This window comes from Algoriphagus sp. (assembly GCF_046296635.1).
Classification (GTDB): domain Bacteria; phylum Bacteroidota; class Bacteroidia; order Cytophagales; family Cyclobacteriaceae; genus Algoriphagus.
Window position 1 is genome coordinate 19,450 of sequence record NZ_JBKBKZ010000013.1, and the last position, 11,920, is coordinate 31,369.

The 11,920-nt window shown below is 41.3% G+C and carries 11 protein-coding genes; 7 read left to right on the forward strand and 4 right to left on the reverse strand.

Features of this window, described 5'->3' with window-relative positions:
- Positions 1-29 precede the first annotated feature (29 nt).
- The 3 genes from ACK4HU_RS11220 to ACK4HU_RS11230 form a co-directional block, all read right to left on the reverse strand.
- Positions 30-1,892 carry a fasciclin domain-containing protein gene (locus ACK4HU_RS11220; RefSeq protein WP_409806769.1) on the reverse strand — a complete coding sequence of 621 codons (1,863 nt, stop codon included), beginning with the start codon at positions 1,890-1,892 and terminating at the stop codon, positions 30-32.
- Between the two features lie 153 nt (positions 1,893-2,045).
- The gene (pyk, locus tag ACK4HU_RS11225) at positions 2,046-3,476 is read right to left on the reverse strand and encodes a pyruvate kinase (RefSeq protein WP_409806771.1); all 1,431 of its coding nucleotides are present in this window, start codon (positions 3,474-3,476) and stop codon (positions 2,046-2,048) included.
- A 6-nt stretch (positions 3,477-3,482) separates the two neighbouring features.
- A complete protein-coding gene (locus ACK4HU_RS11230; RefSeq protein WP_409806772.1) occupies positions 3,483-3,911 on the reverse strand; it encodes an IPExxxVDY family protein in 429 nt (142 codons plus the stop codon).
- Between the two features lie 151 nt (positions 3,912-4,062).
- Here ACK4HU_RS11230 and ACK4HU_RS11235 point away from each other — a divergent pair, with 151 nt between their 5' ends.
- From ACK4HU_RS11235 to ACK4HU_RS11255, 5 genes are read left to right on the forward strand one after another with little or no spacing between them, the layout of a single operon-like run.
- Positions 4,063-4,299 (forward strand): acyl carrier protein, encoded by a 237-nt coding sequence (locus ACK4HU_RS11235; protein ID WP_026950184.1) that lies wholly within the window; start codon positions 4,063-4,065, stop codon positions 4,297-4,299.
- 19 nt (positions 4,300-4,318) lie between these two features.
- Positions 4,319-5,569, forward strand: a complete 1,251-nt coding sequence (fabF, locus tag ACK4HU_RS11240) for a beta-ketoacyl-ACP synthase II (RefSeq protein WP_409806774.1) — start codon at positions 4,319-4,321, stop codon at positions 5,567-5,569.
- A gap of 5 nt (positions 5,570-5,574) precedes the next feature.
- Positions 5,575-6,315, forward strand: coding sequence for a ribonuclease III (gene rnc, locus ACK4HU_RS11245; RefSeq protein ID WP_409806776.1), 741 nt, complete (start codon positions 5,575-5,577; stop codon positions 6,313-6,315).
- Positions 6,316-6,345: 30 nt separating this feature from the next.
- Positions 6,346-8,184 carry an NAD(+) synthase gene (gene nadE, locus ACK4HU_RS11250; protein WP_409806778.1) on the forward strand — a complete coding sequence of 613 codons (1,839 nt, stop codon included), beginning with the start codon at positions 6,346-6,348 and terminating at the stop codon, positions 8,182-8,184.
- 9 nt (positions 8,185-8,193) lie between these two features.
- Positions 8,194-9,297, forward strand: coding sequence for a prolipoprotein diacylglyceryl transferase (locus ACK4HU_RS11255; protein ID WP_409806780.1), 1,104 nt, complete (start codon positions 8,194-8,196; stop codon positions 9,295-9,297).
- Here ACK4HU_RS11255 and yidD read toward each other — a convergent pair.
- On the reverse strand, positions 9,294-9,518 hold the full coding sequence (gene yidD, locus ACK4HU_RS11260; protein WP_409806781.1) for a membrane protein insertion efficiency factor YidD: 225 nt from the start codon (positions 9,516-9,518) through the stop codon (positions 9,294-9,296). The genes ACK4HU_RS11255 and yidD overlap by 4 nt on opposite strands.
- A gap of 61 nt (positions 9,519-9,579) precedes the next feature.
- Between yidD and ACK4HU_RS11265 the strand changes: the two genes are divergently transcribed.
- Together ACK4HU_RS11265 and ACK4HU_RS11270 are read left to right on the forward strand one after the other, a co-directional pair.
- On the forward strand, positions 9,580-11,013 hold the full coding sequence (locus ACK4HU_RS11265) for a BamA/TamA family outer membrane protein (RefSeq protein ID WP_409806783.1): 1,434 nt from the start codon (positions 9,580-9,582) through the stop codon (positions 11,011-11,013).
- A 68-nt stretch (positions 11,014-11,081) separates the two neighbouring features.
- Positions 11,082-11,900, forward strand: a complete 819-nt coding sequence (locus tag ACK4HU_RS11270; RefSeq protein WP_409806785.1) for a hypothetical protein — start codon at positions 11,082-11,084, stop codon at positions 11,898-11,900.
- The last annotated feature ends 20 nt before the right edge of the window (positions 11,901-11,920 follow it).

Genomic DNA, 11,920 nt, shown 5'->3' on the forward strand with positions numbered 1-11,920 from the left:
GAGACAGCCTCTTTTCAAAATATTGGTGATTATAGGGTTGGTAATAGAACTCCGTCGATTACGTGTACCACTCCATTTTTAATTGCGACATCAGCAGCGACCACATTAAAGGTATTTCCTGCTTTATCTGTGACAGTTACATTGTTGCCCGTTCTAGTTACGGTCAGCATCTCACCTGCCAAAGTTGGCACTTGCTGCGCACCTGCTGCAAGGTTGAAGGAGAAGGCCGTTGCTGGTACTACGTGAAAACCAAGCACTTTTGTAACCGCTTCTGCACCTAGTGTATTGATCAGATCAGTTAAAGAATTTAGATTCAAAGCTTGGAGCAAGTTGGAGAAAGCCTGATTTGTTGGAGCGAATACTGTCATCGCTTCTTGTCCCAGCAATGCACCACCTAAGCCTGCTGCTGTTACTGCCTCCAGGAGTATAGTCAAGTTTGCCGCTTGGGCTGCTTCAACCACATTGGGGAGATCAATAGTTGGTAGAAGAACTTTGTCAATCACATGCACTACACCGTTGGCAATTGCCACATCAGCGGCTACTACAGCGGCAACATTCCCGCTAGCATCCCTCACGGATACATTGTTACCTGTTTTGGTCACTGTGAGCTGCTGACCAGCCAAGGTAGTAAAGGTGTTGGTAGGACCCAGCTCGAATGAAAATGCAGCGGCAGGTACCACATGAAATCCAAGAACCTTTTGAAGGTTAGCCACTCCTCCGATTTTTGCAACCAATTGATTAAGATTTGCGGCTCCAAAAGCTTGCAATGCAGCGGTGAAAGCGGCATTAGACGGTGCAAATACAGTCATTTGGGGCGCATTGAGCAGCGTACTTCCCAAACCCGCAGCAGTGACAGCATCAAGAAGGGTGGTCAAACCCGCAGACTGAGCCGCTTCGACTACCGTTGGAAGACCCAAATTTGGTAACATCATTCCATTGATGACGTGCACTACACCATTGGATATTTCAATATCTGTTGCTACTACTTGTGCTACTCTACCCAATTGATCTTTCACGGAAACCATCGTACCGGATTTTTCTACAGTAATGGTCTGTCCTGATAGTGTCTGAAAAGAATTGGTAGCTGCCAGTGAGGAAGACAATGCCTTAGCCGGTACCACATGAAAACCCAAAACCTTTTGGAGGTTTTCAGCTCCACCGATTTTAATTACTAATTCATTTAAGTCTTTTGCCTTAAATACTTCAAGAGCCGCTGCAAAAGCCTCATTAGTAGGAGCAAAAACAGTAATAGCAGGAGCAGAAAGTAAAGCATCAGGAAGTCCTGGAACAGCAGTCACAGCCGTTAAAAGTGTTGTCAATCCTGCATTAGTTGCAGCCTCGACTAAAGTAGGCTTGGGTAACTCAATAGAAGGAATCAAAACTCGATCAATCACGTGAACAACGCCATTCTCGATTTGTACATCGGCCTGAATTACTCGGGCCACGTTACCTGCCGCATCTGTTACGGTTACAGCACCCGGAGTTGAATTGACTCTGAGTTGCTGACCTGCGAGCGTAGTGAAAATATTTACTTCATTTAGATTCCGAGAAAAAGCAACAGCTGGGACTACGTGAAAACCTAAAACAGTTTGAAGGTTTGCTGCTCCTCCTAATTTCACCACTAAATCATTGAGATCAGTTGCTCGGAAAGTTTGAAGTGCGTTGGCAAAAGCTTCGTTTGTCGGTGCAAAAACAGTAATCGCTTGTTGATCTTGTAGCGATGCTTCTAATCCGGGAATCGCTCTGACCCCGGCGACTAAAGTAGTAAGACCGGCTTCATTTGCCGCTTCGATCAAAGTAGGAAATGGAAGTCCTCCTTGATAATCATCACTGCATGCTAGGATCGAAAAAAACAATGATCCCATGAGCAAGTATTTAAATAGTTTTGTCATAGTTTGATTTGGTTTGTTTGAGTTTATAACCAAAACTGACTACGGGGGTCACAAAAAATTCCTCAAACTGTCTAAAAAAAAGGATGAACCGTTCGATTCACCCTTTGAATTGTTGCTTTAAAGGCTTAAAAACCCAATCTTACTTTTTGAGAGTTATTCCACCATGTGAATTTTGAGCATATTGGTTTTCCCCTTTTCTTTCAATGGCATACTTGCAGTATTGATGATAATATCACCTGATTTTACATGTCCATCTTTTTGCAGGGTATTTTCGATATCTGTGAAAGTAGCATCTGTTGAAACTTGACTTTCGTAATAATAGGCTCTGATTCCCCATACCAATGACATTTGGGTGAGTAATTTTTTATTTCTGGTGAAAACAAAAATATTCGCCGAAGGACGATGAGAAGCTAATCGAAGTCCAGTGAATCCTGAAGAAGTAATTCCGACTATCGCTTTTGCCTTTACATTTCTCGATAGTCTTGAGGCCATGAGGATCAAGTTATTACTGAAGAAAGTATGGTCGTCTTCCGGTATTTTATATAGGTTGTGGTAGACATCGGCATTTTCTTCCAAGTAAGTAATGATACTTGTCATCGCTTTGACTGCATTTACAGGATATTTTCCTGAGGCAGTTTCCGCAGAGAGCATTACCGCATCAGCACCATCCAAAACCGCATTCGCCACATCGTTGGTTTCCGCTCTTGTTGGTCGGGGATTTTGGATCATACTTTCCATCATCTGGGTAGCAATGATGACTGGTTTACAGGCTAGTTTGCATTTTTCAACCATCTTTTTTTGCCAAAGCGGCACTATTTCCATCGGAACTTCCACACCCAAATCACCTCTCGCAACCATAATAGCATCAGTCGCTTCGATGATTGAATCGATATTCTCGAGAGCCTCAGGTTTTTCGATTTTTGCTACGATTTTACAGTCTTTCCCAGCCGCCTTGATTCGCTCTCTTAGATCCGTAATATCCTCAGCAGATCTGACAAACGACAAGGCAATCCAATCCACATCCTGAGACAAACCAAATTCCAGATCTTCCAAATCTTTCTCTGTCAAGGATGGAGCAGAAACTTTAGTATTGGGAAGGTTGATTCCTTTTCTGGATTTGAGGATACCCCCATGGATTACGGTAGCATTTACATTTTTACCATCCGTGCTATTGACTACTATTTCCAGATTTCCATCATCGATGAGAATTCTATCACCGGCAACAACGTCCTGAGGAAGATTTTGATAAACTGTACTGACTAAAGAGGAGTTGCCTATAACCGGGTCATTGGTAATGGTGATTTTTTCTCCTGGGAAGATTTCTACACCATCGTTTTCCATTTCACCCACTCGGATTTTGGGTCCTTGGAGATCCTGAAGAATTCCAAGATGGCAATTCAATTCACTGTTTATTCTTCTGATGATTTCTACTACTTCCTTATGAATATCATGTGTTCCGTGGGAAAAATTCAGACGAAAAACATTTGCTCCGGCCGCTGCCAGGCTTTTTATCATTTCATAATTATTGGAAGCAGGGCCTATTGTAGCTAAAATTTTTGTCTTCTTAAATGGGAGGTGGCTCATTGGGATTTAATAAGTTAATAGGTTTTCTTTTGATTTAATTTTTGAGATATCCAATCTTACCACACTTTGGATGTAAGCGTTTTTCGCCAAATGCTCCACAAATGTGGTAATGCTGGTTTGTTGTGTTTGGTCTTGTACCAAGAGGAAGTAGTCCAAATTTCGCAATTCCGGTATCAAATATGCCAATTGCTGGGAAGTATTTAGTGCTTTATTTTTCAAAAGTTGAATAAAACCGTGGGGTAAAGAAAGTAAATATTGGGATATTTCCAGCCTGGGTGAAGATAGAAATTCAATCTGTATATCCTCTGACTTGACTAGATCCAAGTTCAATTCACGATTGATCAGCCAAGCCATTTTATAGTCTTTTACAGGCGATACAAGACCTAAAAGCTCAAAATCAAAAATGGGTTCTACAAATAGTTTGGTCTTCTTCATGGAGGAAGAATGGTGATCGTAGCAAAGGTAGAAATTAAAATGGAAGGGTACGAACGGTCAAATTGTGTAAAAATTAACTTCTGCCTTTTCTTTGTCAATTAGGTATTAAATATATTTCTTTGCGAAGTGTTAATAACTAAACGATCACAAAATGTCTGAAATTGCACAAAAAGTAAAAGCCATCATTGTAGATAAACTTGGCGTAGAAGAGTCTGAAGTGACTATGGAAGCAAGCTTCACCAATGACCTTGGTGCTGACTCTCTTGATACTGTGGAATTGATTATGGAATTCGAAAAGGAATTCAATATCTCCATCCCTGACGACCAAGCTGAGCAGATCGGCACTGTAGGTCAGGCTATTACCTACCTTGAAGCAAACGTAAAATAAGGACTGCTAAATTCATTTTATGAATTTAAAAAGAGTTGTTGTAACAGGTCTCGGCGCACTCACCCCAATAGGAAATACCACAGAAGAATTCTGGCAGGGATTGATTACTGGAGTGAGTGGTGCTGCGCCTATTACTCGGTTCGACGCTTCACTTTTCAAAACTCAGTTTGCCTGCGAAGTCAAAAATCTAGACCTCGATCAATTTATGGATCGCAAAGAGGCTAGAAAGATGGATGCTTTCACCCAATACGCCATGATTACCGCCGATCAGGCGATGGTGGATTCGGGATTGGATTTGGAGTCCATCGACCGGTCAAGGGCAGGTGTCATCTGGGGATCCGGTATCGGAGGACTCAGAACTTTCCAAGAAGAAGTAACAGACTTTGCCAGAGGGGACGGTACTCCCAGATTTAACCCATTCTTTATTCCTAAAATGATTGCGGATATTTCCGCAGGTTTCATTTCTATTAAGTATGGATTTAGAGGACCAAACTTCGTTACAGTATCTGCCTGTGCTTCTGCCACCAATGCACTCATTGATGCATTCAATTACATTCGATTAGGCAAAGCTGATTTATTTATCAGTGGTGGATCTGAAGCAGCAGTGTCCGAAGCTGGAATAGGTGGATTCAATGCAATGAAAGCACTTTCTCAAAGAAATGACTCTCCTACCACAGCTTCAAGACCTTTTGACAAAGACAGAGATGGTTTTGTACTTGGTGAAGGAGCAGGAGCGTTGATTCTTGAAGAATTAGAGCATGCGAAAGCTCGGGGAGCTAAAATCTATGCTGAGCTTGTAGGTGGTGGAATGACTGCGGATGCTTACCACATCACTGCACCACATCCTGAGGGCTTGGGTGCAAGTAGTGTCATGCAGATCGCTCTAGAAGACGCGGGACTTAAGCCTGAAGATATTGATTATATCAATGTTCACGGTACCTCCACTCCACTTGGAGATGTAGGGGAAACTAAAGCAATCCAAAAAATATTTGGTGAGCATGCTTACAAATTAAATATCAGCAGTACCAAGTCGATGACTGGGCATCTGTTGGGTGCGGCGGGTGCTGTGGAAGCAATTGCATCAATTTTTGCAATCAATCACGGCATAGTACCTCCTACGATCAACCACTTCACAGATGATGAAGCTTTTGATCCAGGATTGAATTTGACTTTCAACAAAGCGCAAAAGCGAGAAATCAATTATGCGTTGAGCAATACCTTTGGATTTGGTGGACATAACTGTTCCGTCATTTTTAAAAAATACAATTAATCAGAGTGAAAATTTTCCAAAAACTCGGAATCCACACTCTTTTCTTTAGCTCACAAGACAAAAGGCTTGCTTCCTCGATCAAAATGATCATAGGTCGCAAGCCTTTAAATTTATCACTCTATCGACTAGCACTTACTCCATCCGGTCTCGGAGAAGAAACTCATGGTGGTTTCAAAATCTCCAATGAACGATTGGAATTTTTGGGAGATGCGGTCTTGGGGTCCGTGATTGCAGAGCATTTGTTCAAAAAATTCCCCTATCGAGACGAAGGTTTCCTTACCGAAACTCGATCCAAACTCGTAAACCGAGAGACCCTCAACGAAATTGGGATAAAAATCGGATTGAAAAATACCCTTGAACAAGTCGTCAGCAAAAGACAGTTTACGGGTAACAAATCTTTATTTGGAGATATTCTTGAAGCTTTTCTAGGGGCAGTTTACTTAGATAGAGGGTATCGGTTTACGCAAAAGTTGATTCTACAACGTATACTTGTCCATATGGATTTGGATGGTATGATTTCCACTGTGACTAATTACAAGAGCAAAATCATTGAATGGTCACAAAAAGAATCAAAAGTAGTTGATTATAAAGTTTTGCAAATCAACGGCAACCAACGCTTTAAAGAATTTGTTGTAGAGCTGAATGTAGACGGCAAATCTGTGGCAGAAGGAAAAGGCAGTACCAAAAAGAAAGCAGAGCAGGAGGCTTCCAAAAATGCTTGCGATATCCTGCATATTGCCGTTTAGAACTTTACTTTTGTTTTCCAAAATTACCCCATGGCTGCAATAAAAATAGCAGGTGCTACTGTCAACCAAACCCCTCTCGACTGGAAAGGAAATCTGACGAGAATTAAAGATGCGATCCAGAAAGCCAAATCTGAGAAAGTGGAACTCCTTTGTTTTCCGGAGTTAGCCATTACTGGCTATGGTTCTGAGGATCTTTTCTTGAGTTATTGGTATCCCCAAAAAGCTGTAAGTCAACTTAAAGAACTCATCCCCTACTGCTCAGATATTACTGTTGCGGTTGGGCTTCCGGTAAGAATTCAGGACAAAGTTTATAATACCGTCGCTGTCATAGAAAACGCAAAGCTAAAAGGCATCGTGGCGAAACAGTTCATGGCAATCGATGGAGTTCATTATGAATTTCGCTGGTTCACGCCTTGGGAGGCAAATCAGGTTATAGATTTTGAGTTTGATGGCAAACAAGTCCCATTGGGTGACCTTACGTTTCATCACAGAGGAATTCACTATGGATTCGAAATCTGCGAAGATGCTTGGAGAGGTAAAGTTCGTCCGGGATACAGATTACGCGACCGAAAAGTTGATTTGATCTTCAATCCCAGTGCTTCACATTTTGCAATGGGAAAGACTTTGGAGCGAAAAGAGCTTATCGAATACAGCTCAGAAATTTTCAATTCTTATTACTGCTACGTCAATCTCCTTGGTAATGAAGCCGGTAGGATGATATTTGACGGGGAAATTCTCTTGACTAAATCAGGAAATACACTCGCCCGCAACCAATTGCTTTCCTATCAGGATTTTCAAGTGTTCTCTTTTTATTTAGAAGAAAAAAGGCAGGAAGTTGCCGAAATCCAGCCAAAGGAATGGGAATTTGTTCAAGCATCGGCTTTGGGTCTTTTTGATTACCTAAGGAAAAGTCGGAGCAATGGTTTTGTGCTCTCCCTATCAGGAGGTGCTGACTCCTCCACTATTGCTGTCCTTGTAGCTGAGATGGTCAGTCGAGGGATTTCAGACTTAGGAGTGGAAAATTTTACCAAGAAGCTGGGATTGGATTTTTCACCACAAACAAATAACCCTGAAAAAGAACTTGTCGGTCATCTACTGACAACGGCCTATCAAGGGACTTTAAATTCTTCCGATGATACCTTCCAGTCTGCAAAAATGTTAGCTGAAAGTCTGGGTGCAAATTTTTATTCCTGGACAATAGACTCTGAGGTAAACTCCTACACCGAAAAAATCGAAACTGCCATCGGGCGAAAACTCACATGGGAACATGACGACATTACTTTGCAAAATATTCAGGCTCGGTCCAGATCTCCAATTATCTGGATGCTGGCAAATCTGAATAATGCACTGTTGCTTTCTACCTCCAATAGAAGTGAGGGTGACGTCGGATATACCACCATGGACGGAGACACGAGCGGAAGCATCTCTCCGATCGCAGCGGTTGATAAGCATTTCATTTTGCATTGGTTGAAATGGGCTGAAAAAAATCTGAATCGCCCGGGTCTTTCGTATGTTAATTCTCTGACACCTACGGCAGAACTTAGACCCCTGGAAAGAACTCAGACTGATGAAAAGGATCTGATGCCTTATGCGGTTATTGTAGAGATCGAACGACTCGCGATACGGGACAAACGATCCCCTATGGATATTTTCCTGCTTTTGAATGAGGAACTCGGATTGGATGAAGACGTTTTGAAAGATTATATCAAAAAATTCTTCCGACTTTGGTCCAGAAATCAGTGGAAAAGAGAACGACTTGCTCCTTCCTTTCATCTCGACGAATTCAATATTGACCCAAAAACCTGGTATCGTTTTCCGATTTTATCGGGTGGCTTTGCTGAAGAACTTGAACAATTAGACAAAATCTAATCCGACAATATGTTAGAATCATTTCTGAGTTATGTAGTATGGGACCCAAATCAAGCTGTATTTTCAGGTTTTGAACGATTAAGATGGTACAGTTTACTATTTGCCATGGGTTTCATCATCTCCCAACAGTTTATGGTTTACTTTTTTAGAAAAGAAGGTCAGGACGAAGCACTGGTAGACAAATTGACAATATATATGGTCCTAGCGACCATCATCGGAGCGAGACTGGGGCACGTTCTTTTTTATGAACCTGAAAAATACCTGAGCAATCCCATTGACATTTTGAAAGTGTGGGAAGGTGGACTTGCCAGTCATGGTGCTGCTATTGTAATTCTCTTCGCTCTTTGGGTTTATTCCAGACGGACTCCAGGTCAAAGCTACCTGTGGGTAGTAGACAGAATTGTGATTGTAACTGCGATGACAGGAGCTTTAATCCGAGTTGGTAATTTGATGAATTCTGAAATCGGCGGAAAAGATACCGGAACGGACAGCGGATTCGTTTTTGCTCGTGATGCTGAGGAAATTCTTGAAACCTTAAAAGTGCCCTTTGAGTCTATTGAAGCTTACAAACCATCAGACCGAGCAAATGAACTTCAGGGAAACGGGATTGTCCCGGTAAACTTTGAATTGAGAATAAACAAAGGAAATTTTTCGAAAGAAGATCTTTCAAGCATTCTCGAACGAGATATAAAATACGCACTGACTCAATTTAGATCCTCCAAAGAATACTTGGCAGAACCCGTAGAAAGTCCACTCAATTTTGAAATTAAGGAGGAACCAACTGGATATCTGGTAACAGTCAAAACCTTCGGAAGAACAAAATATCCAACTCAGATCTACGAGGCACTTTCATATTTTGTGATATTCCTGATTTTGCTTTCACTTTGGGTCAAATACAAATCAAGATTACCAGAGGGGCTATTATTGGGTCTATTCTTGATTTCTGTATTTGGAATGCGTTTTGTCTGGGAATTTCTCAAGGAAGTTCAGGTAGATTTTGAGCAGTCTATGCAATTTAATATGGGGCAACTCTTAAGTATTCCCTTGGTGATAATCGGAATCATACTTGTAGGAAGAGCTTTGAAAAATGGAATTAAACCAGAGAAAAGTTAAGGAACTGGATCGTGCCCATGTCCTCCCCAAGGATGACAACGGCCGATTCGTCTGAACCCAAGTAGACCTCCCCTGAATACGCCATGCTTTAGAATCGCCTCCTTCATGTATTGACTACAAGTCGGTGTGTATCTACAGCTAGCAGGAAGAATGGGGGAAATCACATATTGATAAACCAAAATGGGAAATATGGCTATCTTTCTCAGGTAGGTTTTGATCATTGAAACATTTTTAAATCAGCTAAACCAAAATTTACACAGTTAGATTCCTTTGATTCCCACTTTGAGAAATATCCTTTGTCTTTCGGTTTTCTTCCTGTTGTTGAACTTTGTAAAAGTCAATGCTCAGGATACAACTTTAGAACCTGTCAATCCTCCGACTCCAGAGCGGGTAAAGGTGAATAATATTTTCATCATTGGAAATGTAAAAACTCAAAAAAATATCATTCTTAGAGAGCTGGATTTTACAACTGACTTCTTTTATGATTGGGAAGTATTTTTAGATATCATCAAATCGGATCAGCAAAAGATCTATAATCTAAGGCTATTCACTGAAGTTGAAGTCACACCACTTTTTACTGGAGACGAGGAAGTTGAAATCCTTATTTCGGTAAAAGAACGTTGGTTCGTAGTTCCTTCTTTCATTTTTCAGCTAGCCGATCGAAACTTTTCAGAGTGGTGGACTAATCAACAAAGAGATTTTTCCCGAGTAAATTATGGACTGAAAATAAATCACAACAACGTAGGTGGAAGAAATGAAAAACTCAGGTTCTCCGGTCAGCTTGGATTCACCAAGGGTTTGGACCTGGTTTATACCAAACCCTACATTGATAAGAAGCAAAAACAAGGCCTCGCCATCCAACTGACTTATGCAGATCAAAAGACCCTGCCCATACGGTCTTTGGACAACAAGCAGGTTTTCTTCAAAAGCGAGAGCGAAGAGGTCTTAAGGAAAAGTTTTTCTACGGCTTTGAGATACAACTACAGAAGGACTTTTTACAATTTTCATTTTATGACTTTGGGGTACACCAGAACTTGGATAAACCCAGAGGTATTGGTTCAAAACCCCACTTACTTTCAAAATGACGATAATAACTTGAAGTATTTATTTCTCCAGTACTCATTTCGCCACGATAAGCGAGACAATATTGCTTACGCTACACAGGGGGAACTACTTCAACTTACTGCTACCAAGTATGGAATTTTGGATACTAAGGATATTAATGAAGTTGAGTTGAATATCATAGCCAATAAATATTTTCAGTTCAGTGATAAATTTCACCTGGCTACCGGCTTGACGGGAGTTTGGTTTTTGAGCCCAAATCAACCTTATACTCTGGTAAGAGGAATTGGTTATGCGCCAAACTTTATTCGAGGCTATGAACTGAATGTGATCGAGGGTCAACAGTTGTATGTACATAAAAATAGCCTCCGTTACAAACTATTTGACCTGGAAGTTGATATTTCTAAATATATGCCCTTGGATCAATTCAGTACGATTCCGTTTAAACTCTACCTCAGCGGAAACTTCGACCATGGGACTGTGACAGATCGAAACAATATTCCTGAAAATTTACGATTGACGAATAAGTATCTTTTTGGATATGGACTTGGTCTGGATATCGTGGGTATGTATGATTCAGTTTTTAGATTTGAATACTCATTGAATAACACCGGCCAAGGGAATCTATTCTTCAACTTGAGGGCTCCCTTCTGATTTTGAACCAATTACTTTTCTTGATTTCGATTTTTAACTAAATTAGGTTCAGATTTTTTCCGAACCTAATGAGGCAGTTCCTTTTTTTATGCTTCTGGATTTGGACGTTGAGCGAATCTTTTGCTCAGACCGATCCACTCACTCAGGCCCACGGCGCCCGCAGTCAGGGTATGGGCAATACAAAACTCTTTTTACCAGATTCCTGGACCTATTTCAATAATGTCGGGGCATTGGACCGGATCGGAGAAACCCAGATCTCAGCTGGATTTGATTCCAGATTCGGTATCCCTGAATTGAGCACGGTGGGTTTGGGATTGGGATGGAAAAATGACTTCGGCACCATCGGACTAGGGATTTCAAGATTTGGCGGGAAGCTATTTAACCAACAACTTCTGGGTGTCGGGTTTTCAAATACACTGGGGATTGTAAGTCTTGGAGCAAAAGTAGATTGGTTTCAAACTCAAATGGAGGGTTTTGGAACTGGAAACGCATTTATTTTTTCCCTTGGAGGAATAGCAGAACTAGGTCCTAGATTCTTTCTTGGAGCTAATTTCTCGAATCTAAATCGAGCGAAACTCAGCCAAACTAGCGAACAGCGGCTTCCTACAGTAGTGCAAATGGGATTCTCTTACTTATCAGGAGAATCGGTCCGAATTATAGCCGAGATCGAAAAAGACATTGAATTGAACCCAATTATCCGAGCGGGAATAGAATATCGGGTTCAGGAGTGGATTTTTCTTCGCACAGGTATCAGCAGCAATCCAGCTAGAGTAAGTTTCGGCTTGGGATTACGAAAGGATCATTTCGGCTTTGACTATGCCTATGGTCAAAATACAGCTTTGGGGCGCACGCATCATTTGAGCTTGGTGATGAAACTCGGAAAGTGATGAGAGCTACTTGCTGCATT